General features: G+C 65.9%; 33 protein-coding genes. All 33 read left to right on the plus strand.

Going from position 1 to position 20,131, the window contains the following annotated elements:
* Positions 1-422: 422 nt before the first annotated feature.
* The 33 genes from rpsL (at position 423) to rpsK (ending at position 20,109) form a co-directional block, all read left to right on the plus strand.
* Positions 423-794, plus strand: a complete 372-nt coding sequence (rpsL, locus tag NOSIN_RS25490) for a 30S ribosomal protein S12 (protein WP_040274940.1) — start codon at positions 423-425, stop codon at positions 792-794.
* Between the two features lie 2 nt (positions 795-796).
* On the plus strand, positions 797-1,267 hold the full coding sequence (rpsG, locus tag NOSIN_RS25495) for a 30S ribosomal protein S7 (protein WP_077693160.1): 471 nt from the start codon (positions 797-799) through the stop codon (positions 1,265-1,267).
* A 38-nt stretch (positions 1,268-1,305) separates the two neighbouring features.
* A complete protein-coding gene (gene fusA, locus NOSIN_RS25500) occupies positions 1,306-3,420 on the plus strand; it encodes an elongation factor G (protein WP_077693161.1) in 2,115 nt (704 codons plus the stop codon).
* Positions 3,421-3,500: 80 nt separating this feature from the next.
* The gene (gene tuf, locus NOSIN_RS25505) at positions 3,501-4,694 is read left to right on the plus strand and encodes an elongation factor Tu (RefSeq protein ID WP_077693162.1); all 1,194 of its coding nucleotides are present in this window, start codon (positions 3,501-3,503) and stop codon (positions 4,692-4,694) included.
* 259 nt (positions 4,695-4,953) lie between these two features.
* Positions 4,954-5,262 carry a 30S ribosomal protein S10 gene (rpsJ, locus tag NOSIN_RS25510; protein ID WP_013156110.1) on the plus strand — a complete coding sequence of 103 codons (309 nt, stop codon included), beginning with the start codon at positions 4,954-4,956 and terminating at the stop codon, positions 5,260-5,262.
* A 12-nt stretch (positions 5,263-5,274) separates the two neighbouring features.
* Positions 5,275-5,925, plus strand: coding sequence for a 50S ribosomal protein L3 (gene rplC, locus NOSIN_RS25515; RefSeq protein ID WP_077693163.1), 651 nt, complete (start codon positions 5,275-5,277; stop codon positions 5,923-5,925).
* 3 nt (positions 5,926-5,928) lie between these two features.
* On the plus strand, positions 5,929-6,600 hold the full coding sequence (gene rplD, locus NOSIN_RS25520) for a 50S ribosomal protein L4 (protein WP_077693164.1): 672 nt from the start codon (positions 5,929-5,931) through the stop codon (positions 6,598-6,600).
* A complete protein-coding gene (rplW, locus tag NOSIN_RS25525) occupies positions 6,597-6,887 on the plus strand; it encodes a 50S ribosomal protein L23 (RefSeq protein ID WP_077693165.1) in 291 nt (96 codons plus the stop codon). The genes rplD and rplW overlap by 4 nt, the downstream gene beginning before the upstream one ends.
* Positions 6,888-6,945: 58 nt before the next feature.
* Positions 6,946-7,785, plus strand: coding sequence for a 50S ribosomal protein L2 (gene rplB, locus NOSIN_RS25530; protein WP_077693166.1), 840 nt, complete (start codon positions 6,946-6,948; stop codon positions 7,783-7,785).
* A gap of 12 nt (positions 7,786-7,797) precedes the next feature.
* The gene (gene rpsS, locus NOSIN_RS25535; protein WP_073700518.1) at positions 7,798-8,076 is read left to right on the plus strand and encodes a 30S ribosomal protein S19; all 279 of its coding nucleotides are present in this window, start codon (positions 7,798-7,800) and stop codon (positions 8,074-8,076) included.
* Positions 8,077-8,147: 71 nt separating this feature from the next.
* Positions 8,148-8,516 carry a 50S ribosomal protein L22 gene (gene rplV / locus NOSIN_RS25540; RefSeq protein WP_077693167.1) on the plus strand — a complete coding sequence of 123 codons (369 nt, stop codon included), beginning with the start codon at positions 8,148-8,150 and terminating at the stop codon, positions 8,514-8,516.
* Positions 8,516-9,322, plus strand: coding sequence for a 30S ribosomal protein S3 (rpsC, locus tag NOSIN_RS25545; protein WP_077693168.1), 807 nt, complete (start codon positions 8,516-8,518; stop codon positions 9,320-9,322). The genes rplV and rpsC overlap by 1 nt, the downstream gene beginning before the upstream one ends.
* Positions 9,323-9,324: 2 nt before the next feature.
* Positions 9,325-9,738 carry a 50S ribosomal protein L16 gene (gene rplP, locus NOSIN_RS25550; protein WP_077693169.1) on the plus strand — a complete coding sequence of 138 codons (414 nt, stop codon included), beginning with the start codon at positions 9,325-9,327 and terminating at the stop codon, positions 9,736-9,738.
* A complete protein-coding gene (rpmC, locus tag NOSIN_RS25555) occupies positions 9,738-9,992 on the plus strand; it encodes a 50S ribosomal protein L29 (protein WP_077693774.1) in 255 nt (84 codons plus the stop codon). Before rplP ends, rpmC begins: the two co-directional genes overlap by 1 nt.
* Positions 9,989-10,261 (plus strand): 30S ribosomal protein S17, encoded by a 273-nt coding sequence (gene rpsQ, locus NOSIN_RS25560; protein WP_077693170.1) that lies wholly within the window; start codon positions 9,989-9,991, stop codon positions 10,259-10,261. The genes rpmC and rpsQ overlap by 4 nt, the downstream gene beginning before the upstream one ends.
* A gap of 105 nt (positions 10,262-10,366) precedes the next feature.
* On the plus strand, positions 10,367-10,735 hold the full coding sequence (gene rplN, locus NOSIN_RS25565) for a 50S ribosomal protein L14 (RefSeq protein WP_017573367.1): 369 nt from the start codon (positions 10,367-10,369) through the stop codon (positions 10,733-10,735).
* A 3-nt stretch (positions 10,736-10,738) separates the two neighbouring features.
* Complete coding sequence (rplX, locus tag NOSIN_RS25570; RefSeq protein ID WP_077693171.1) at positions 10,739-11,044, plus strand: 50S ribosomal protein L24; 306 nt, start codon at positions 10,739-10,741, stop codon at positions 11,042-11,044.
* Positions 11,044-11,619: a 50S ribosomal protein L5 gene (gene rplE / locus NOSIN_RS25575; RefSeq protein ID WP_077693172.1), complete on the plus strand. Its 576-nt coding sequence runs from the start codon at positions 11,044-11,046 to the stop codon at positions 11,617-11,619. Before rplX ends, rplE begins: the two co-directional genes overlap by 1 nt.
* A gap of 13 nt (positions 11,620-11,632) precedes the next feature.
* The gene (locus tag NOSIN_RS25580; protein WP_077693173.1) at positions 11,633-11,818 is read left to right on the plus strand and encodes a type Z 30S ribosomal protein S14; all 186 of its coding nucleotides are present in this window, start codon (positions 11,633-11,635) and stop codon (positions 11,816-11,818) included.
* Positions 11,819-12,093: 275 nt separating this feature from the next.
* Positions 12,094-12,492 carry a 30S ribosomal protein S8 gene (rpsH, locus tag NOSIN_RS25585; protein ID WP_077693775.1) on the plus strand — a complete coding sequence of 133 codons (399 nt, stop codon included), beginning with the start codon at positions 12,094-12,096 and terminating at the stop codon, positions 12,490-12,492.
* A 16-nt stretch (positions 12,493-12,508) separates the two neighbouring features.
* The gene (rplF, locus tag NOSIN_RS25590) at positions 12,509-13,045 is read left to right on the plus strand and encodes a 50S ribosomal protein L6 (protein WP_077693174.1); all 537 of its coding nucleotides are present in this window, start codon (positions 12,509-12,511) and stop codon (positions 13,043-13,045) included.
* 2 nt (positions 13,046-13,047) lie between these two features.
* The gene (gene rplR, locus NOSIN_RS25595; RefSeq protein ID WP_077693175.1) at positions 13,048-13,428 is read left to right on the plus strand and encodes a 50S ribosomal protein L18; all 381 of its coding nucleotides are present in this window, start codon (positions 13,048-13,050) and stop codon (positions 13,426-13,428) included.
* Between the two features lie 49 nt (positions 13,429-13,477).
* Positions 13,478-14,080: a 30S ribosomal protein S5 gene (gene rpsE / locus NOSIN_RS25600; protein ID WP_077693176.1), complete on the plus strand. Its 603-nt coding sequence runs from the start codon at positions 13,478-13,480 to the stop codon at positions 14,078-14,080.
* Positions 14,081-14,082: 2 nt separating this feature from the next.
* A complete protein-coding gene (rpmD, locus tag NOSIN_RS25605) occupies positions 14,083-14,268 on the plus strand; it encodes a 50S ribosomal protein L30 (protein ID WP_077693177.1) in 186 nt (61 codons plus the stop codon).
* A complete protein-coding gene (gene rplO / locus NOSIN_RS25610; protein ID WP_077693178.1) occupies positions 14,265-14,729 on the plus strand; it encodes a 50S ribosomal protein L15 in 465 nt (154 codons plus the stop codon). The genes rpmD and rplO overlap by 4 nt, the downstream gene beginning before the upstream one ends.
* A 283-nt stretch (positions 14,730-15,012) precedes the next feature.
* A complete protein-coding gene (gene secY / locus NOSIN_RS25615) occupies positions 15,013-16,326 on the plus strand; it encodes a preprotein translocase subunit SecY (protein ID WP_077693179.1) in 1,314 nt (437 codons plus the stop codon).
* Entirely contained in the window at positions 16,327-16,989 is a 663-nt protein-coding gene (locus NOSIN_RS25620) for an adenylate kinase (protein ID WP_171986638.1), read from the plus strand.
* Positions 16,989-17,813 carry a type I methionyl aminopeptidase gene (gene map / locus NOSIN_RS25625; protein WP_077693181.1) on the plus strand — a complete coding sequence of 275 codons (825 nt, stop codon included), beginning with the start codon at positions 16,989-16,991 and terminating at the stop codon, positions 17,811-17,813. Before NOSIN_RS25620 ends, map begins: the two co-directional genes overlap by 1 nt.
* 66 nt (positions 17,814-17,879) lie before the next feature.
* A complete protein-coding gene (locus tag NOSIN_RS25630; protein WP_077693182.1) occupies positions 17,880-18,335 on the plus strand; it encodes a DUF1707 SHOCT-like domain-containing protein in 456 nt (151 codons plus the stop codon).
* Between the two features lie 321 nt (positions 18,336-18,656).
* Positions 18,657-18,878, plus strand: a complete 222-nt coding sequence (gene infA / locus NOSIN_RS25635; protein ID WP_013156135.1) for a translation initiation factor IF-1 — start codon at positions 18,657-18,659, stop codon at positions 18,876-18,878.
* A 45-nt stretch (positions 18,879-18,923) separates the two neighbouring features.
* On the plus strand, positions 18,924-19,037 hold the full coding sequence (gene rpmJ / locus NOSIN_RS25640; RefSeq protein ID WP_013156136.1) for a 50S ribosomal protein L36: 114 nt from the start codon (positions 18,924-18,926) through the stop codon (positions 19,035-19,037).
* Positions 19,038-19,253: 216 nt separating this feature from the next.
* The gene (gene rpsM / locus NOSIN_RS25645; protein WP_077693183.1) at positions 19,254-19,634 is read left to right on the plus strand and encodes a 30S ribosomal protein S13; all 381 of its coding nucleotides are present in this window, start codon (positions 19,254-19,256) and stop codon (positions 19,632-19,634) included.
* Between the two features lie 70 nt (positions 19,635-19,704).
* Positions 19,705-20,109, plus strand: coding sequence for a 30S ribosomal protein S11 (gene rpsK / locus NOSIN_RS25650; RefSeq protein ID WP_077693184.1), 405 nt, complete (start codon positions 19,705-19,707; stop codon positions 20,107-20,109).
* The last annotated feature ends 22 nt before the right edge of the window (positions 20,110-20,131 follow it).

A 20,131-nucleotide genomic window follows, 5' to 3' on the forward strand; every position in this document is an offset into this window, starting at 1 on the left:
AGGCGGCCGGTTCGCCTTCGGCTGTTTCCCGGGAGAACCGGGTACGAAGCAATCCCGGGACCGCGTAGACTAGCGGTGACCCACGGCTGTGCGAGACCGGTTCCGCGGTTCTCGCCGTGTCGCACACCGTTTTGACCGCCATGACGGCAAACGGTAGCCTGTGTGATTGTGCCCGTGAGTCGACGGGTCACACGTGCGTGTGCGGCGCCCCGGTCCCAGCAGATGCGGGCCTACGGTGCGCGGCGCATGTGAGCCCCCTCCCAAGATCGGCCTCGTGCCGGGTGTGAACGCCTTTTCGCCATGCGTGGGAACGAACGCGACACGCCCGACATCGGGGGCCGGGGATGTTCGGGAAATTCAGCAGGTCAATAGCGATATCGGCTACGAGAACCGGCGTAGGTCACGAGGAAGACGGAGACGCGGTGCCCACCATCCAGCAGCTGGTCCGTAAGGGCCGACAGGACAAGGTCGCAAAGAACAAGACCCCGGCGCTGAAGGGGAGTCCGCAGCGTCGTGGTGTGTGCACGCGTGTCTACACCACTACGCCGAAGAAGCCGAACTCCGCTCTGCGCAAGGTCGCTCGAGTGAGGCTGAGCAGCGGTATCGAGGTCACGGCCTACATCCCCGGCATCGGCCACAACCTCCAGGAGCACAGCATCGTGCTCGTGCGCGGTGGCCGTGTGAAGGACCTGCCGGGTGTCCGCTACCGAATTGTCCGCGGTTCGCTCGACACCCAGGGTGTCCGCAACCGCAAGCAGGCGCGTAGCCGCTACGGCGCCAAGAAGGAGAAGTAAGTATGCCGCGCAAGGGCCCGGCGCCGAAGCGCCAGCTCATCACCGACCCGGTCTACGGCTCGCCGCTCGTCACCGCACTGATCAACAAGGTGCTGCTCGACGGCAAGCGCTCCATCGCCCAGAGCGTCGTTTACGACGCCCTGGAGGGCGCCCGTGAGAAGACCGGCCAGGACCCGCTCGTCGTTCTCAAGCGAGGACTGGACAACGTCAAGCCCGCGCTGGAGGTCCGCAGCCGCCGTGTCGGTGGCGCGACCTACCAGGTGCCGGTCGAGGTCCGCGCCTCCCGGTCCACCACGCTGGCCCTGCGCTGGCTGGTCTCCTTCGCGCGCAAGCGTCGTGAGAAGACCATGACCGAGCGTCTGATGAACGAGCTGGTCGACGCCAGCAACGGTCTCGGCGCGGCCGTCAAGAAGCGTGAGGACACGCACAAGATGGCCGAGTCGAACAAGGCCTTCGCGCACTACCGCTGGTAAAGCGGCGGAACGAAAAAGACCGAGGGACGACGAGCCTCATGGCTGCTAAGACTGTTCTAGACCTGGCCAAGGTCCGCAACATCGGGATCATGGCTCACATCGACGCGGGTAAGACCACGACGACTGAGCGGATCCTCTACTACACCGGTGTCACCCACAAGGTGGGTGAGGTCCACGACGGCGCCGCCACGATGGACTGGATGAAGGAGGAGCAGGAGCGGGGTATCACCATTACCTCGGCTGCTACCACCACCCACTGGGACGACCACACCATCAACATCATCGACACGCCCGGCCACGTGGACTTCACGGTCGAGGTCGAGCGTTCGCTGCGTGTTCTCGACGGTGCCGTCGCGGTCTTCGACGCCAAGGAAGGTGTCGAGCCCCAGTCGGAGCAGGTCTGGCGCCAGGCTGACCGCTACGGCGTTCCGCGTATCTGCTTCGTCAACAAGATGGACAAGATCGGCGCCGAGTTCCAGCGCTGTGTCGACATGTTCCGTGAGCGCCTCGGCGCGAACGCCATGCCGATCCAGCTCAACATCGGTGCTGAGAGCGACTTCAAGGGCGTCATCGACCTGGTGCTCATGAAGGCCTACGTCTGGAACGCGGAGGCCGCGCTCGGGGAGATGTACGACACCGTCGACATTCCCGAGAGCCACGTCGACGCGGCCCGCGAGGCGCGCGAACAGTTCATCGAGACGCTGGCCGAGGCCGACGACGAGATCATGGAGCTGTACCTGGAGGGCCAGGAGCCCACCACGGAGCAGCTCGTTCCCGCGATCCGTCGCGCGACCATCGCCGGTACGGCCGTCCCGGTCCTGTGCGGCACCGCGTTCAAGAACAAGGGCGTGCAGCCCCTGCTCGACGCGGTCATCGCCTACCTCCCCTCGCCCCTGGACGTCGAGTCCGTCGAGGGCTACGACCCCAAGGACGAGACGGAGCAGACCAAGCTCGTCCGCAAGCCGAGCAACGACGAGCCGTTCTCCGGCCTGGTCTTCAAGATCATGAGCGACCCGCACCTGGGCAAGCTCACCTACGTGCGCATCTACTCGGGCGTCATGAAGGCCGGCACCCAGGTGCTGAACAGCCTCAAGGGCCGCAAGGAGCGCATCGGCAAGATCTACCGCATGCACTCCAACAAGCGTGAGGAGATCGCCGAGGTCGGCGCGGGCGACATCATCGCCGTCATGGGTCTTAAGGACACCACGACTGGTGAGACCCTGTGCGACCCGGCGAGCCCGGTCGTCCTGGAGTCCATGACCTTCCCGGCTCCGGTCATCGAGGTGGCCATCGAGCCCAAGACCAAGAGCGACCAGGAGAAGCTGGGCATCGCGATCCAGCGTCTCGCGGACGAGGACCCCTCGTTCCAGGTCGCCACGGACGAGCAGACCGGCCAGACCGTGATCTCCGGTATGGGCGAGCTGCACCTCGAGGTCCTCGTCAACCGCATGCGCGACGACTTCAAGGTCGAGGCGAACATCGGCAAGCCCCAGGTGGCCTACCGCGAGACCATTCGCAAGAAGGTCGAGGGGCACACCTACGTCCACAAGAAGCAGACCGGTGGATCGGGCCAGTTCGCCAAGGTCAAGATCGACCTTGAGCCCCTCACGGGCGAGGACGGCGACGCCTCGGGCTACGAGTTCGTCAACGCCGTCACCGGTGGCCGCATCCCCCGGGAGTACATCCCGTCGGTGGACACCGGTTGCCAGGAGGCCGCTGAGCTGGGCGTGCTCGCGCACTACCCGCTCGTCGGCATCAAGGTGACGCTGCAGGACGGCCAGTACCACGAGGTCGACTCCTCGGAGATGGCGTTCAAGACCGCGGGTTCGATGGCCTTCAAGGAGGCCGTCAAGCTGGCCAAGCCGACTCTCCTGGAGCCGGTCATGGCCGTCGAGGTCACCACTCCCGAGGAGTACATGGGTGACGTCATCGGAGACCTGAACTCCCGCCGTGGACAGATCCAGTCCATGGACGAGCGTTCCGGCGTCCGTATCGTCAAGGCCCAGGTGCCCCTCTCGGAAATGTTCGGCTACGTGGGTGACCTGCGCAGCCGTACGCAGGGTCGAGCCAACTACTCGATGGTGTTCGACTCCTACGCGGAGGTTCCGTCCGCTGTCGCCCAAGAAATTGTGGCGAAGGTCCGCGGCGAGTAATCGCGGACACGTAACCAATCCGATTCCCGGCCACGCGCCGGGGATGGACCAGATAGCTCTGTACGTCTAGGAGACTTCCAGTGGCGAAGGAAAAGTTCGAGCGGACTAAGCCGCACGTCAACATCGGCACCATCGGTCACATTGACCACGGCAAGACCACGCTGACCGCAGCCATCACCAAGGTGCTGCACGACGCGTACCCGAAGCTGAACCCGTTCACCCCGTTCGAGGACATCGACAACGCTCCTGAGGAGCGCGAGCGCGGCATCACCATCTCCGTCGCTCACGTCGAGTACCAGACGGAGGAGCGTCACTACGCTCACGTCGACTGCCCCGGCCACGCCGACTACGTGAAGAACATGATCACCGGTGCGGCGCAGATGGACGGTGCGATCCTGGTCGTGGCCGCCACCGACGGCCCGATGCCGCAGACCAAGGAGCACGTGCTCCTGGCCCGCCAGGTCGGTGTCCCCGCGATCGTCGTCGCCCTGAACAAGGCCGACATGGTCGACGACGAGGAGATCTTCGAGCTCGTCGAGCTCGAGGTCCGTGAGCTCCTCAGCGAGTACGAGTTCCCCGGCGACGACGTTCCCGTCACCAAGGTCTCGGCCCTGAAGGCGCTCGAGGGCGAGCAGGAGTGGGCTGACGCCATCCTGCAGCTCATGGGCACCGTGGACAGCTTCATTCCCGAACCCGAGCGCGACACCGACAAGCCCTTCCTGATGCCGATCGAGGACGTCTTCTCGATCACCGGTCGCGGCACCGTCGTCACCGGTCGCATCGAGCGCGGTGTCATCAACGTCAACGAGACCGTTGACATCGTCGGCATCAAGGAAGACAAGCAGACCACCACGGTCACCGGTGTCGAGATGTTCCGCAAGCTGCTCGACCAGGGCCAGGCCGGCGACAACGTCGGTCTCCTCCTGCGCGGCACCAAGCGCGAGGACGTCGAGCGCGGCCAGGTCATCATCAAGCCCGGCACGACCACCCCGCACACCGAGTTCGAGGCCCAGGTCGTCATCCTGTCCAAGGACGAGGGTGGCCGCCACACGCCGTTCTTCAACAACTACCGCCCGCAGTTCTACTTCCGCACCACGGACGTCACCGGCGTCGTGACGCTGCCGGAGGGCACTGAGATGGTCATGCCCGGTGACAACACCGAGATGTCCGTCCAGCTGATCCAGCCGGTCGCGATGGAAGAGGGCCTGAAGTTCGCCATCCGCGAGGGTGGCCGGACCGTGGGCGCCGGTCGCGTCACGAAGATCACCAAGTAGTACACACACGCCGGGCGGCGACTCCACACGGAGCCGTCCCGGGCGTGGCGGGCGGGCCGCCCCCCATTGGCGGCCCGCCCCGCCACACGACAAGACGTCATCGGGCTCTGTAGCGGTGACGCACCGCAGGGGCAATCCCTGTTGCGGTTTCTCAAGGAAATAGAGGCTCACGGCTACACGGCGGACTCTGCCGGGCCTGGGCGTCTGTGACCGGACAGTTCACCGTTGCAGACACTGAAGCGAAGGACGAACAGGCCATATGGCGGGACAGAAGATCCGCATTCGGCTAAAGGCCTATGACCACGAGGTCATCGACAGCTCGGCGCGCAAGATCGTCGAAACTGTGACGCGAACCGGCGCACAGGTCGCGGGCCCGGTGCCGCTGCCGACGGAGAAAAACGTTTACTGCGTCATCCGATCGCCGCACAAGTACAAGGATTCGCGCGAGCACTTCGAGATGCGCACCCACAAGCGGCTGATCGACATCATCGACCCCACGCCGAAGACGGTCGACTCGCTCATGCGACTCGACCTCCCGGCTGGCGTTGACATCGAGATCAAGCTTTAAGGACGCACAGACATGGCCACCAAGCAGATCAAGGGAGTTCTGGGCGAAAAGCTCGGCATGACCCAGGTCTTCGACGACGCGGGACGCATGGTGCCCGTGACGGTTCTGAAGGCCGGTCCGTGCGTCGTGAGCCGCATCCGGACTCCGGACACCGATGGTTACTCGGCCGTCCAGCTCGGCTACGGGCAGATCAACCCGCGCAAGGTCAGCAAGCCTCTCGGCGACTACCTGCGCAAGCACGACCTGACCCCGCGCCGGCACTACGTCGAGGTCCGCACCACCGACGCCTCCGAGTACACGCTCGGCCAGGAGGTCGCCGCGGACGCCTTCGAGGACGGCCAGACGGTCGACGTCACGGGCAAGAGCAAGGGCAAGGGCTTCGCCGGTGTGATGAAGCGCCACGGTTTCCGTGGTCTCTCCGCCACGCACGGTACGCAGCGCAAGCACCGCTCACCCGGCTCCATCGGCGGCTGCGCCACGCCCGGCCGCGTGTTCAAGGGCATGCGGATGGCCGGTCGTATGGGCAACGTGCGCAAGACCGTCCAGAACCTGACCGTTCACTCCGTGGACGCGGAGAAGGGGCTCATCCTGGTCAAGGGTGCGGTCCCCGGTCCCAACGGCGGTCTGGTGCTCGTCCGCACCGCTGTGAAGGGGGACAAGTAAGCCATGGCCGAGATCGAGGTCAAGAACCCCGAGGGCGGCGCCAAGGGCAGCGTCGAGCTGCCGGACAGCGTCTTCGCCCAGCAGGTCAGCATCCCGCTGATCCACCAGGTCGTGAACGGCCAGATGGCCGCCGGCCGTCAGGGCACGCACGCCACCAAGACCCGCGGTGAAGTCCGCGGCGGTGGCAAGAAGCCCTACCGCCAGAAGGGCACCGGCCGGGCCCGTCAGGGCTCCATCCGGGCTCCTCAGTACACCGGCGGTGGCACGGTGCACGGCCCCCAGCCGCGCGACTACAGCCAGCGCACCCCGAAGAAGATGAAGGCCGCCGCCCTGCGCGGTGCCCTCTCCGACCGGGCGCGCCACGGCCGCATCCACGTCGTCAGCCAGTTCGTGGCCGAGGGCGTGGAGAACAAGCTCACGCAGAACGCTCTGAAGGCGCTGCGTCAGGTCACCGAGTCCGACAAGGTCCTGGTGGTCCTGGCCCGCGACGACGAGCACAACCGGCGTGCCCTGCGCAACCTCGAAGAGGTGCACATCCTCGACGCGGACCAGGTGAACACCTACGACGTCCTGTACTCGGACGACGTGGTCTTCACCGAGGCGGGCTACGCCGAGTTCCTGGCCCACGCGGCCGGTGCCTCCAAGGCCGCGCAGTCCGAGGAGGACGACCAGTGAGGATCGCCGACCACCGGGACATCATCGTCGAGCCGGTGATCTCCGAGAAGAGCTACGGGCTCATGGACGAGAACAAGTACACGTTCATCGTCAGCCCGGACGCCAACAAGACCCAGATCAAGATCGCGATCGAGAAGATCTTCGAGGTGAAGGTCACGAGCGTGAACACGATCAACCGCAAGGGCAAGCGCAAGCGCACCCGCTTCGGTTACGGGAAGCGTCCCGACACCAAGCGCGCGATCGTCAGCGTCGCCGAAGGCGACCGGATCGACATCTTCGGTGTCTGACCTTCTCCGGGTCTGACCGCTACACACCAAGCAATACGTAAAGGAATGCGCGAAGAAGATGGGCATTCGTAAGTACAAGCCGACGACACCGGGTCGTCGCGGTTCCAGCGTGAGCGACTTCGTCGAGATCACGCGCTCGGAGCCGGAGAAGTCCCTGGTGCGTCCGCTTCACTCCAAGGGTGGGCGTAACGGCCACGGCCGTATCACCGCCCGCCACCAGGGTGGCGGTCACAAGCGGGCCTACCGCGTGATCGACTTCCGCCGCCACGACAAGGACGGCGTTCCGGCCAAGGTCGCTCACATCGAGTACGACCCGAACCGCACCGCGCGTATCGCCCTGCTCCACTACGTGGACGGCGAGAAGCGCTACATTCTGGCGCCCGCCGGCCTCAAGCAGGGCGACCGGGTCGAGAACGGTCCGCAGTCCGACATCAAGCCCGGCAACTGCCTCCCGCTGCGCAACATCCCCACGGGTACGTTCGTGCACGCGGTCGAACTGAAGCCGGGCAACGGCGCCAAGCTGGGCCGCTCCGCTGGTTCGCAGATCCAGCTCCTGGCCAAGGAGGGCCGCTACGCCACGCTGCGTATGCCCTCCGGCGAGATGCGCATGGTCGAGGTCACCTGCCGGGCGACCGTCGGCCAGGTCGGCAACGCCGAGCAGTCCAACATCAACTGGGGCAAGGCCGGCCGCTCCCGTTGGAAGGGCAAGCGCCCGACCGTCCGCGGTGTCGTGATGAACCCGGTCGACCACCCGCACGGTGGTGGCGAGGGCAAGACCTCGGGCGGCCGTCACCCGGTCAGCCCCTGGGGTCAGAAGGAAGGCCGGACCCGGTCCAAGAACAAGCCCAGCGACAAGCTGATCGTGCGGCGTCGGCGTAGCGGTAAGAAGAAGCGGTAAGGAGCACGTCTGATGCCACGTAGCCTTAAGAAGGGTCCCTTCGTCGACGACCACCTGATCAAGAAGGTGGAGACGCAGAACGAGAAGGGGACCAAGAACGTCATCAAGACGTGGTCCCGGCGGTCCATGATCGTTCCGGAGATGATCGGTCACACGATCGCCGTCCACGATGGCCGCAAGCACGTCCCCGTGTTCGTGTCGGAGTCGATGGTCGGCCACAAGCTCGGTGAGTTCGCTCCCACGCGTACTTTCCGTAGCCACGTCAAGGAAGACCGCCGTAGCCGCCGTTAGCGGTTGCAGCAGTATCAAGAACCATTTCTCCACGGTGAGTGGGGATGATTTCCGTGAGCGAGGGAAAAGCGATGGGAACGAGGGCACAGGCACGGTTCGTCCGTGTTACGCCCCGGAAGGCCCGCCGGGTGGTGGACCTTATTCGCGGGTTGCCCGCTGACGAGGCACAGGCGGTGCTCCGGTTCGCGCCCCAGTCGGCGAGCGAGCCCGTTGGCAAGGTACTGGCTAGTGCCGTCGCCAACGCCGAGCACAACGACAAGCTGGACCGCGAGACGCTGGTGGTCGAGGGCGCGTGGGTGGACGAGGGTCCGACCCTGAAGCGCATTCGTCCGCGAGGCTTCGGCCGCGCCTTCCGGGTGACCAAGCGTACGAGCCACATCACCGTGGTCGTCGCTGAGCGCTCGGGCGCCTCGTCCAAGACGAAGGAAAGGACCCGATAGTGGGGCAGAAGGTAAACCCGCACGGGTTCCGCCTCGGCATCACCACCGACTTCAAGAGCCGTTGGTACGCCGACAAGTCCTACAAGGACTACGTCAAGGAAGACGTCGCGATCCGTCGGATGCTGACCCGTGGTATGGAGCGCGCTGGTATCTCCAAGGTGGAGATCGAGCGCACCCGTGACCGCGTCCGTGTCGACGTCTACACCGCCCGGCCGGGCATCGTCATCGGCCGCCGCGGTGTGGAGGCCGACCGCATCAGGACGGACCTGGAGAAGCTGACCGGCAAGCAGGTCCAGCTGAACGTCTTCGAGGTGAAGAACCCCGAGATCGACGCCCAGCTCGTCGCCCAGGGCGTCGCCGAGCAGCTGAGCAGCCGCGTGGCGTTCCGCCGCGCGATGCGCAAGGCCATGCAGACCGCCATGAAGAGCGGTGCCAAGGGCATCCGTATTCAGTGCGGTGGCCGTCTGGGCGGGGCTGAGATGTCCCGCTCGGAGTTCTACCGCGAGGGTCGCGTCCCGCTGCACACGCTGCGCGCCGACATCGACTACGGCTTCTTCGAGGCCCGTACGACGTTCGGACGCATCGGCGTGAAGGTGTGGATCTACAAGGGCGACGCGCCCGCGACCCGCGCCGAGCGCGAGGCGGTCCAGGCCGCGCAGCGTTCCGCCGGCGGTGGCGGCGGTGGCGGCGGTCAGCGCCGCGAGCGTCCGCAGCGCCGTCGTCGTGGCGGTGCCGCCGGTGGTGGACAGCAGCAGAACACCGAGGCGAAGGCTCCGGCCGAGCCCGCGAAGACCGAGGGGAGCTGACAGTGCTTATTCCTCGTAAGGTCAAGTACCGCAAGCAGCACCACCCGGATCTGCGCGGCAAGGCCAAGGGTGGCACGACGCTCAACTTCGGCGAGTTCGGCATCCAGGCCCTGGAGTCGGCCTACGTGACGAACCGCCAGATCGAGTCCGCTCGTATCGCCATGACGCGTCACATCAAGCGTGGCGGCAAGGTGTGGATCAACATCTTCCCGGACCGCCCGCTGACCAAGAAGCCCGCCGAGGTCCGTATGGGCTCCGGTAAGGGTTCGCCCGAGTGGTGGGTCGCGCCGGTCAAGCCCGGTCGCGTGATGTTCGAGCTGTCGGGCGTGCCCGAGGCCATCGCCAAGGAGGCGATGCGCCGTGCGATGCACAAGCTCCCGATGAAGTGCAAGTTTATTACGCGGGAGGGGGAGTGATGGCTAAGTCCGTGACTGCCCATGAGCTCCGGGACCAGTCCGTCGAGGACCTGGTCTCCAAGCTCAAGGAAGCCAAGGAAGAGCTCTTCAACCTCCGCTTCCAGGCCGCCACCGGTCAGCTCGACAACCACAGCCGACTGCGTACGGTCAAGCGCGAGATCGCGCGGATCTACACGGTCATGCGGGAGCACGAGCTGGGCATCGCCCCGCTGTCTGGTGAGTCGGCGCAGGAGTCGAAGGAAGCAGCCGAATGAGTGAGAACCAGACCGCGACCCGCAACTACCGCAAGGTGCGCGAGGGCTACGTCGTCAGCGACAAGATGGACAAGACCGTCGTCGTCGAGGTCGAGGACCGCATCACGCACGCCCGGTACGGCAAGGTCATCCGCCGGACGTCCAAGTACAAGGCGCACGACGAGGCGAACTCCTGTGGCGTCGGCGACCGGGTCCGACTGATGGAGACCCGGCCGCTCTCCGCGACGAAGCGTTGGCGCGTCGTGGAGATCCTGGAGAAGGCTAAGTAACCCCAGCCTGTCGGCGGCCGACAACCCGTTGTCGGCCGCCGGCGCGAGGGGTGAGACCACCTAGCCGTGCGGCAGTGGACCGCACGCATCACATCAGGAGCAGACGTGATTCAGCAGGAGTCGCGACTCAAGGTCGCCGACAATACGGGTGCCAAGGAGATCCTTACCATCCGTGTTCTCGGTGGCTCGGGTCGGCGCTACGCCGGGATCGGCGACACCATCGTCGCCACGGTGAAGGACGCCCTGCCTGGCGCTGGAGTCAAGAAGGGCGACGTCGTCAAGGCCGTTGTCGTGCGCACCGCCAAGGAGCGCCGCCGGCCCGACGGCTCCTACATCCGCTTCGATGAGAACGCTGCCGTGCTCATCAAGGACGGTGGGGACCCGCGAGGCACCCGCATCTTCGGCCCTGTCGGCCGTGAGCTGCGTGACAAGAAGTACATGCGCATCATTTCGCTGGCGCCGGAGGTGCTCTAAGCGATGAAGATCAAATCTGGCGACGAGGTCATCGTCCTCGCCGGCAAGGACAAGGGTGCCACCGGCAAGGTCGTCAAGGCCATGCCGAAGGAAGACCGTGTCATCGTCGAGGGCGTCAACCTGGTCAAGAAGCACAAGAAGGCCAATCCGGCGGGCGGCCAGCAGGGTGAGGTCGTCACGAAGGAGGCTCCGATCCACGTGAGCAACGTAGCGCTCGCGGAGGACGGCAAGGCCACCCGGGCCGGCTACCGCTTCGAGGAAGACGGAACCAAGGTTCGGGTCTCCCGTCGCACCGGTAAGGACATCTGATGACGGTTACCAACGACATCACGGCCCCTCCGATGCCGCGGCTCAAGGAGAAGTACCGTAACGAGATCGTCGCTGCCCTCAAGGAGGAGCACGACATCGCCAACATCATGCAGGTCCCCGGTCTGACGAAGATCGTGGTCAACATGGGTGTGGGCGACGCGGCTCGTGACGCGAAGCTGATCCAGGGCGCGGTCGCCGACCTGTCGGCGATCACCGGCCAGAAGCCGAGGGTCAACAGGGCCAAGAACTCCATCGCGCAGTTCAAGCTGCGCGAGGGCATGCCGATCGGCGCCAGCGTCACGCTGCGCGGCGACCGGATGTGGGAGTTCCTGGACCGGCTGCTCTCGCTGGCCCTGCCCCGGATCCGAGACTTCCGCGGCCTTTCCCCGAAGCAGTTCGACGGGAACGGCAACTACACCTTCGGGCTCACCGAGCAGGTCATGTTCCACGAGGTGGACCCGGACAAGGTCGACCGGCAGCGTGGGATGGACATCACCGTCGTCACCACGGCCACGACCGACGACCAGGGCCGCAGCCTGCTCAAGCGGCTCGGTTTCCCGTTCAAGGAAGCCTGAGGGGTAAGCACATATGGCCAAGAAGTCCCTGATTGCCAAGGCGCAGCGGAAGCCGAAGTTCGCAGTCCGCGCGTATACTCGATGCTCGCGGTGCGGACGCCCGCGTGCCGTCTTCCGGAAGTTCGGCCTGTGCCGTATCTGCTTCCGCGAGATGGCGCACCGGGGCGAGCTGCCCGGTATCACCAAGTCGAGCTGGTAGTTTCCGGCGGGGCCGACCAGGCGCTCGTCACCGAGCCCGGAGTCGGCCCCCCGAAGTGCCATCACCTGGTGGTCCACAGAAGTGATCGTGACCGCACCAGGCGGCACGGTCCAGCAACATCCAACCATCAGGGCACGGCAGTCCTCCAGAGGACCGCGGTGCCCACGACCACGCTGTAGGTCCGTTTGTGCACCTTCGCGGGATGAAACCCGCGGAAGGGCAGGCCCCGGGAAGGCCCGCGCTCGGAAACCGCAGTGAGGAAGGGCCAGTCGGCCATGACGATGACCGACCCGATCGCAGACATGCTGACACGTCTGCGCAACGCGAATTCGGCTTACCACGACACCGTGACCATGCCGTATTCCAAGATCAAGGCGCACATCGCCGAGATCCTCCAGCAGGAGGGCTTCATTCAGGGCTGGCGGACCGAGGAGGCCCCTGTGGGCAAGAACCTCGTCCTGGACCTGAAGTACGGCCCCACTCGGGAGCGTTCCATCGCGGGCATCCGCCGGGTCTCCAAGCCCGGTCTGCGGGTGTACGCGAAGAAGGAGAACCTGCCGCGGGTGCTGGGTGGCCTCGGTGTGGCGATCATTTCGACGTCCGGTGGCCTGATGACTGAGAAGCAGGCCAAGAAGCGTGGCGTGGGCGGCGAAGTCCTCGCCTACGTCTGGTAGAGGGAGAGATTGAAGCATGTCGCGAATCGGTCGACTGCCGCTCTCGGTCCCCAAGGGCGTCGAAGTCACGATTAACGGGCAAGACGTCACTGTCAAGGGGCCGAAGGGCGAACTGAAGCACACCATCGCCGAGCCGATCACCGCCTCTCTGGAGGACGGGGTGCTCACGGTGCTGCGTCCCGACGACAAGCCGGAGAACCGCTCGCTGCACGGTCTGACCCGTGCGCTTATCGCCAACCTGGTCGAGGGCGTCTCCAAGGGCTACACCAAGACGCTGGAGATCCACGGTGTGGGTTACCGCGTCCAGGCCCGCGGCGCGAACCTGGAGTTCTCGCTGGGCTACAGCCACCCCGTCGTGGTGGAGCCCCCGGAGGGTGTCACCTTCCGGGTGGAGAAGCCGACGATCCTCCACGTGGAGGGCATCGACAAGCAGCTGGTGGGACAGGTCGCCGCGAACATCCGCGGTCTGCGCAAGCCTGACCCGTACAAGGCCAAGGGCGTGCGGTACCAGGGTGAGCACATCCGCCGCAAGGCCGGAAAGGCTGGTAAGTAGGCATGGGTATCACCGCGAACCGTAAGCGGACCTCCAAGCGCGCCATCTCCCGTACGCGCCGCCAGTTCCGCGTGCGCAAGAAGGTCGTCGGCACCGCTGAGCGTCCCCGCCTGGCTGTGTTCCGCTCCTCCAAGCACATCGTCGCGCAGATCATCGACGACACCAAGGGCCACACCTTGGTCGCCGCCTCCAGCGTCGAGCCCGACCTGCGTGGCACCGAGGGCACCAAGTCCGACAAGTCAGCCAAGGTCGGCCAGCTCATCGCTGAGCGGGCCAAGGCCGCTGGTATCTCCACCATCGTCTTCGACCGTGGTGGCAACCAGTACGCCGGACGTATCGCCAAGCTCGCCGACGCGGCGCGCGAGGGCGGACTGGAGTTCTAGCGATGACCTCTGTAACGGCCAAGATCAACCACGAGAAGAGGAACCACTGATGGCTGCAGCACCGCGGCGCGGCGCCGGTGGCGAGCGGCGTGATCGCCGTGACGATCGCCGCGGCGGCGCCGCAGACAAGGGTGTCTCCTACATCGAGAAGGTCGTGACCATTAACCGGGTCTCGAAGGTCGTCAAGGGCGGCCGTCGCTTCTCCTTCACAGCCCTGGTCGTCGTCGGCGACGGCAACGGCATGGTCGGTGTCGGTTACGGCAAGGCCAAGGAGGTCCCGTCCGCGATCGCCAAGGGTGTCGAGGAGGCGAAGAAGAACTTCTTCCGCGTCCCCCGCATCCAGGGCACGATCGTGCACCGGGTCCAGGGCGAGGACGCCGCCGGCGTCGTCCTGCTCCGTCCGGCCGCCCCGGGTACCGGTGTCATCGCCGGTGGTCCCGTGCGCGCCGTGCTGGAGTGCGCCGGCATCCACGACGTGCTGAGCAAGTCGCTCGGCTCGTCCAACCCGCTGAACATCGTGCGCGCCACCGTGGCGGCTCTGAAGGGCATCAACCAGCCCGAGGAGATCGCCGCGCGTCGTGGCCTGCCGATCGAGGACGTCGCCCCGGCCGCCATGCTGCGTGCTCGCTCTGAGGCGAAGGCAGGGACCTGACCATGGCCAAGCTCAAGATCACGCAGACCCGCTCCAAGATCGGCGGCAAGGAGAAGCAGCACGCTGCCCTCCAGTCGCTCGCGCTGGGGCGGATCGGCAAGTCCACCGTCCGTGAGGACCGCCCTGAGGTTCGCGGGCAGATCACGATCGTCGCGCACCTCGTCTCTGTCGAGGAGGTTGCCGAATGAGCGACTACAACCCCGACGAGCTGCTCAAGCTGCACCACCTGCGTCCCGCCCCGGGCTCCAACAAGGCCAAGAACCGCAAGGGTCGTGGCGAGGCGTCCAAGGGTAAGACCGCAGGTCGTGGCACCAAGGGCACGAAGGCTCGTAACACCGTGCGTCCCGGCTTCGAGGGCGGGCAGATGCCCCTCATCCGCCGGGTGCCCAAGCTCAAGGGCTTCAGCAACGCCCGGTTCAAGACGACCTACCAGGTCGTCAACCTGGACAAGCTGAGCGAGCTCTACCCCGAGGGTGGCGAGGTCACCGTCGAGGACCTGGTCGCCAAGGGCGCGGTGCGCAAGAACCAGCTCGTCAAGGTGCTGGGCACTGGCGAGATCACCTCCGCCGTGCGGGTGAGCGCGAACGCGTTCTCCTCCTCGGCCAAGGAGAAGATCACCGCCGCCGGTGGCTCCGTCACCGAGCTGTAGGGACTTCCCCGCCGTGTGCGACTTGGGGCGTTCGTCCGGCAGACCCGTGAGGGGCCTGCCGGGCGGACGCCCCTGTGCGTTGTGAGCGGTGATCGTTATGTCTCACGAACTCAACCGTCGAGTGATCACTGTTACAGTGCCATCTGTTTGAGTTCACCGCTTGACGTAATGTGAATACTTCCGAGCCCCGGGCGACCAGTCCGGAGCTGACGTTCTACGACGATTCAGGATCGGCCGCGATGTCTGGAACCCGTTCCGCCGCCGAAGCCGCGCAGGAGGAGACGTGCTAGGTGCGTTCGTTCGTGCATTTCGCACGCCCGACCTGCGCAATAAGCTGCTGTTCACACTGTTCATCCTGACGATCTTCCGTCTGGGGTCGGTGATCCCCGCTCCGGGTATCAACTCCGCGGCGATCCGGGACCAGATGGAGGCGATCACCGCCTCGGACACTTCGGGCGTGTACGCGCTCGTGAACCTGTTCAGCGGCGGCGCGCTACTGCAACTTGCGGTGTTCGCGCTCGGGGTCATGCCGTACATCACCGCGAGCATCATCATCAACCTGCTGACGGTGGTGATCCCCCGCCTGGAGTCCCTCAAGAAGGAGGGACAGTCCGGGCAGAGCAAGATCACCCAGTACACCCGCTACCTGACGCTGATGCTCGCGGTCCTACAGGCCACCAGCATCGTCGCCATGGCCAGGACGGGCGCCCTGTTCCAGGGGGCCATCCCGGTCAGCTCCTACATGCCCAACCAGGACATCATGACCCTGGTGACCATCGTCTTCACGATGGCGGCCGGTACCGCCATCATCATGTGGTTCGGTGAGCTCATCACCGAGCGGGGCGTGGGCAACGGCATGTCGCTGTTGATCTTCACCCAGGTCATCGCGATGTTCCCCTCCTCGATCATGAGCCTGTACAGGGAGCAGTCCGTCTGGGTCTTCGCGATCATCTGCGTCGCGGGCCTGGTGCTCATCTCCGCGGTGGTCTTCATCGAGCAGGCCCAGCGCCGTATCCCGGTGCAGTACGCCAAGCGCATGGTCGGCCGCCGCATGTACGGCGGCAGCTCGACCTACATCCCGCTGAAGGTCAACCAGGCGGGCATCATCCCCGTGATCTTCGCCTCCTCGCTGCTGTACCTGCCGCAGCTGCTCGTGGGCCTGCTGGGCCAGGACTCCACGAACCCCGTGGTGACCTTCGTCCAGACGTACTTCCTCACCGGCACCCACCCCGTGTACATGGCGACGTTCTTCGTCATGATCATCGGCTTCGCGTTCTTCTACGTGGCGATTACCTTCAACCCCACTGAGGTCGCCGACAACATGAAGAAGTACGGTGGGTTCATCCCGGGTATCCGACCAGGGCGTCCGACGGCCGAGTACCTCGACTACGTGTTGACGAGGCTGACGACCCCCGGATCTCTGTACCTGGGTGTGATCGCTCTCCTGCCGATGGTCGCGCTCGGTGCCACCGGCGCCAACGCGAACTTCCCGTTCGGCGGGACGAGCATCCTGATCATGGTCGGTGTCGGGCTGGACACGGTGAAGCAGATCGAGAGTCACCTCCAGCAGAGGAACTACGAAGGTTTTCTGCGATAAATGCGAGCAGTATTGGTGGGGCCGCCTGGGGCCGGCAAGGGCACCCAGGCCCAGATCCTCGCGTCCGAGTTGTCGATTCCCAAGGTGTCCACCGGCGACATCTTCCGGGCCAACGTCAGCGGCGGCACCGAGCTTGGCAAGAAGGCCAAGCAGTACATGGACCGCGGTGACCTCGTCCCCGACGAGGTCACCAACGCCATGGTCAAGGACCGGCTGGCGCGAGGCGACGCGGCCGCGGGTTTCCTGCTCGACGGGTTTCCGCGCAACGTCGCACAGGCCGGGACGCTCAGGACCATGCTGGCGGACCTGGACACCGGCCTGGACGTCGTCCTGGAGCTGAGGGTCGACGAGGAAGAGGTCGTCAAGCGCCTCTCGGGCCGCCGTTCGTGCCCCGAGTGCGGCCGGGTGTACCACGTCGAGTACGACCCTCCGAAGGTGGAGGGCCGGTGCGACAACGAGGGCGCCGAGCTGTACCAGCGTGAGGACGACCGCGAGGAGACCATCAGGCACCGCCTGGAGGTCTACCGGGAGCAGACCGCCCCGCTGGTGGCGTTCTACGAGGCCGAGGGCCTGCTGGCCACCATCGCCGCCACGGGACCCGTGGAGGAGGTGACGGCCCGGGCCAAGGCCGCCATCGAGGAGAAGACCGGGGCCCAGTCCTGATGTTCCGCAGGAGCGAACCGGACGTGCAGATCAAGACGCCGGAACAGATCGCCATGATGAGGGCGGCGGGCCAGGTCGTGGCCCGCGCCCTGGACACCCTCCGGGCCGCGGTGCGGCCCGGGGTGTCCACCCTGGAGCTGGACGCCGTGGCGGAGAAGGTCATCCGCGACGCGGGTGCCGTTCCCTCCTTCAAGGGCTACCACGGCTTCCCCGGGTCCATCTGCGCCTCGGTGAACGAGGAGGTCGTCCACGGCATCCCCAGCGCGGAGCGGGTGCTGTCCGAGGGCGACATCATCTCCATCGACTGCGGGGCCATCCTGGAGGGCTGGCACGGCGACTCGGCGATCACGGTCGCCGTCGGCGAGGGCCGCCCGGAGGACCTGCGGATGATGGAGGTCTGCGAGGAGTCCATGTGGCAGGGGATCGCCGAGCTGCGTCCGGGCAGGAGCCTGGGCGACATCGGCCACGCGATCGGCGGCCACATCTCCCGCAACGGCGGCTACGGCAACGTCCGGGACTACGGCGGCCACGGCATCGGCACCGAGATGCACATGGACCCGCACGTGCTCAACTACGGCAAGCGCGGCAAGGGGCTGAAGCTGGTCGAGGGCATGTGCCTGGCGATCGAGCCGATGACCACCCTGGGCCGCCACGACGTGGTCCAGCTCGACGACGGCTGGACCGTGGTGACGCGGGACGGCAAGCCGGCCGCCCACTTCGAGCACACGGTCGCGGTGACCGCCGACGGCCCCCTCGTCCTGACCGCGCGAGAGTCCAACCGCGATAAAATCGCCGACATGGGGTTCGTCCAGCCGACCTGGTAGGGGCTTCGTCCCACGCGTGGAGCGCGGGGCAGGGCCGCCTCCGTGTCAAGATGCGAGGTGCGCGCAGTGTCCGACCCGGTGCCGTCGATACGGACGTCCGACGTGGAACGCGACCGCGTCGCGCAGTTGCTACAGGAACACTTCGCCCAGGGGCGCCTGGACCACGAGGAGTTCACCGACCGCCTCGGCCGCGTCTACAAGGCCAGGACCGTGGGGGAGTTGGACACGGTCACGGGGGACCTGCCCGAGCGAGACCTCGCCGACGTCGGGGGAGCGGCGTCCCGGCAGGAGGAGTCCGCGGTGGCGCCCCCGATCAGCCTGCGTGACCCGGCCCTGATGGTGCCGTGGGCGCTGTACCTCGGGGTCAACGCCCTGTGCTTCGTGATCTGGCTGATCCTGTTCCTCACCACCGACCACGACTATCCCTGGTTCCTGTGGGTCATGGGTCCCTGGGGGGTCGTGATGGGTGTGGTGACCATGGGGGTCCTGCCCGCACGGAAGAAGTCCTCCGACGAGGGGTAGGCGTCCGCTCCCGGATCCGCGTCCCGTACGGGCGTTCCCCTTCGGGGACACGCGGTGTAGGGTGCTCTGCCCGCGGCGGTCAAGAGTACTTGCCCCGAGGGGATAGACTGTCATTGCCCATACGCGGGCTGTTGGGTCAGTCTGCCTTTTTTGTGCCGCGTCTTCTCATCGACGCACGCTCTTGCAGTTGACCCGAACTTCCAGTGTGTCCTGGCGTCGGCGACGGTATTCCCTGTCGCCGGGGCCGTCGCGTCATGCGAGGCCACTGGGGTCGCGTCGGGTTGTCCTGATCAACCAATCGATGAGCGAGGCGTGGAGGACATGGCCAAGAAAGACGGCGCCATCGAGATCGAGGGTTCCGTTGTCGAGTCCCTACCCAACGCTATGTTCAAGGTAGAGCTCGACAACGGGCACCAGGTCCTTGCCCACATCAGCGGCAAGATGCGGATGAACTACATCCGTATTCTCCCCGACGACCGCGTCGTCGTGGAGCTGAGCCCGTACGACCTCACGCGCGGGCGCATCGTTTACCGCTACAAGTAGCCCGTCGCGGGCCGCGTGCCCGCGAGGGATGAGTTCGGAGTAACCATGAAGGTCAAGCCGAGCGTGAAGAAGATCTGCGCGAAGTGCCGCGTGATTCGCCGTAACGGCCGGATCATGGTCATTTGCTCGGACCCGCGTCACAAGCAGCGCCAGGGCTAGAACCCCGGTTCGCTGGTCGCGGCTTCACGTACCGCGAGCGGCCCGGTGGGCGTGACCGCCCGTACCGGACGCACGAAACCACGAAAACCTGTTCCGACTTCCGGCGCCGAGGGCGCGGGAGGTACCCCCGGTCGGAGGCCGGGGCCTCGTCGATTGGGCGACGAGAGGGTGGAACGGGTCAGACCTCCGCATAGGGCAACAAGGAGTCTCGCCCACATGGCACGTATCGAAGGTGTTGACCTTCCCCGCGACAAGCGGGTGGAGATCGCTCTCACGTATATCTTCGGGATCGGGCGCACCCGTGCGCTGGAGACCCTGAAGAACACCGGCGTCGACGGTGACACGCGCGTCCACCAGCTGTCCGAGGAGGACCTGGTCCGGCTGCGCGACTGGATCGGCGCCAACTACCAGGTCGAGGGCGACCTGCGCCGCGAGGTGCAGGGCGACATCCGTCGCAAGATGGAGATCGGTAGTTACCAGGGCATCCGCCACCGCCGTGGACTCCCGGTCCGCGGTCAGCGCACGCAGACCAACGCGCGCACCCGCAAGGGCAAGAAGAAGACCGTGGCCGGTAAGAAGAAGGCCGGTAAGAAGTAGTCCGCTCGGACTGGACTAATGCGACCGCGTCCGGAACGACACGGACCGATGATCTCTGGGAGTTTCGCTCATGCCGCCTAAGGGCCGTCAGGGTGCCGCGCGCAAGGTGCGCCGCAAGGAAAAGAAGAACATTGTCCACGGACACGCTCACATCAAGAGCACGTTCAACAACACGATCGTGAGCATCACCGACCCGAACGGTGCCGTGATCTCGTGGGCCAGCTCCGGACAGGTGGGCTTCAAGGGTTCGCGTAAGTCGACCCCCTACGCCGCGCAGATGGCCGCCGAGGCCGCTGCCCGCCGCGCCCAGGAGCACGGCGTCCGCAAGGTGGACGTCTTCGTGAAGGGCCCGGGTTCGGGCCGGGAGACCGCCATCCGCTCGCTGCAGGCGACCGGCCTGGAGGTCGGCTCCATCCAGGACGTCACCCCGGTTCCGCACAACGGCTGCCGTCCGCCCAAGCGCCGCCGGGTCTGATCCCGACAGCCGGCGCCCGCGG

It is taken from the genome of Nocardiopsis sinuspersici, from assembly GCF_001998325.1.
Classification (GTDB): domain Bacteria; phylum Actinomycetota; class Actinomycetes; order Streptosporangiales; family Streptosporangiaceae; genus Nocardiopsis; species Nocardiopsis sinuspersici.

Bases quoted from the DNA above. Each gene is read 5' to 3' on its own strand.
- rpsG (WP_077693160.1), top strand. From the start codon at position 797: ATGCCGCGCAAGGGCCCGGCGCCGAAGCGCCAGCTCATCACCGACCCG.
- fusA (WP_077693161.1), top strand. From the start codon at position 1,306: ATGGCTGCTAAGACTGTTCTAGACCTGGCCAAGGTCCGCAACATCGGG.
- rpsJ (WP_013156110.1), top strand. From the start codon at position 4,954: ATGGCGGGACAGAAGATCCGCATTCGGCTAAAGGCCTATGACCACGAG.
- rplC (WP_077693163.1), top strand. From the start codon at position 5,275: ATGGCCACCAAGCAGATCAAGGGAGTTCTGGGCGAAAAGCTCGGCATG.
- rplD (WP_077693164.1), top strand. From the start codon at position 5,929: ATGGCCGAGATCGAGGTCAAGAACCCCGAGGGCGGCGCCAAGGGCAGC.
- rplB (WP_077693166.1), top strand. From the start codon at position 6,946: ATGGGCATTCGTAAGTACAAGCCGACGACACCGGGTCGTCGCGGTTCC.
- rpsS (WP_073700518.1), top strand. From the start codon at position 7,798: ATGCCACGTAGCCTTAAGAAGGGTCCCTTCGTCGACGACCACCTGATC.
- rplV (WP_077693167.1), top strand. From the start codon at position 8,148: ATGGGAACGAGGGCACAGGCACGGTTCGTCCGTGTTACGCCCCGGAAG.
- rpmC (WP_077693774.1), top strand. From the start codon at position 9,738: ATGGCTAAGTCCGTGACTGCCCATGAGCTCCGGGACCAGTCCGTCGAG.
- rpsQ (WP_077693170.1), top strand. From the start codon at position 9,989: ATGAGTGAGAACCAGACCGCGACCCGCAACTACCGCAAGGTGCGCGAG.
- rplX (WP_077693171.1), top strand. From the start codon at position 10,739: ATGAAGATCAAATCTGGCGACGAGGTCATCGTCCTCGCCGGCAAGGAC.
- rplE (WP_077693172.1), top strand. From the start codon at position 11,044: ATGACGGTTACCAACGACATCACGGCCCCTCCGATGCCGCGGCTCAAG.
- NOSIN_RS25580 (WP_077693173.1), top strand. From the start codon at position 11,633: ATGGCCAAGAAGTCCCTGATTGCCAAGGCGCAGCGGAAGCCGAAGTTC.
- rpsH (WP_077693775.1), top strand. From the start codon at position 12,094: ATGACGATGACCGACCCGATCGCAGACATGCTGACACGTCTGCGCAAC.
- rplF (WP_077693174.1), top strand. From the start codon at position 12,509: ATGTCGCGAATCGGTCGACTGCCGCTCTCGGTCCCCAAGGGCGTCGAA.
- rplR (WP_077693175.1), top strand. From the start codon at position 13,048: ATGGGTATCACCGCGAACCGTAAGCGGACCTCCAAGCGCGCCATCTCC.
- rpsE (WP_077693176.1), top strand. From the start codon at position 13,478: ATGGCTGCAGCACCGCGGCGCGGCGCCGGTGGCGAGCGGCGTGATCGC.
- rpmD (WP_077693177.1), top strand. From the start codon at position 14,083: ATGGCCAAGCTCAAGATCACGCAGACCCGCTCCAAGATCGGCGGCAAG.
- rplO (WP_077693178.1), top strand. From the start codon at position 14,265: ATGAGCGACTACAACCCCGACGAGCTGCTCAAGCTGCACCACCTGCGT.
- NOSIN_RS25620 (WP_171986638.1), top strand. From the start codon at position 16,327: ATGCGAGCAGTATTGGTGGGGCCGCCTGGGGCCGGCAAGGGCACCCAG.
- map (WP_077693181.1), top strand. From the start codon at position 16,989: ATGTTCCGCAGGAGCGAACCGGACGTGCAGATCAAGACGCCGGAACAG.
- infA (WP_013156135.1), top strand. From the start codon at position 18,657: ATGGCCAAGAAAGACGGCGCCATCGAGATCGAGGGTTCCGTTGTCGAG.
- rpmJ (WP_013156136.1), top strand. From the start codon at position 18,924: ATGAAGGTCAAGCCGAGCGTGAAGAAGATCTGCGCGAAGTGCCGCGTG.
- rpsM (WP_077693183.1), top strand. From the start codon at position 19,254: ATGGCACGTATCGAAGGTGTTGACCTTCCCCGCGACAAGCGGGTGGAG.
- rpsK (WP_077693184.1), top strand. From the start codon at position 19,705: ATGCCGCCTAAGGGCCGTCAGGGTGCCGCGCGCAAGGTGCGCCGCAAG.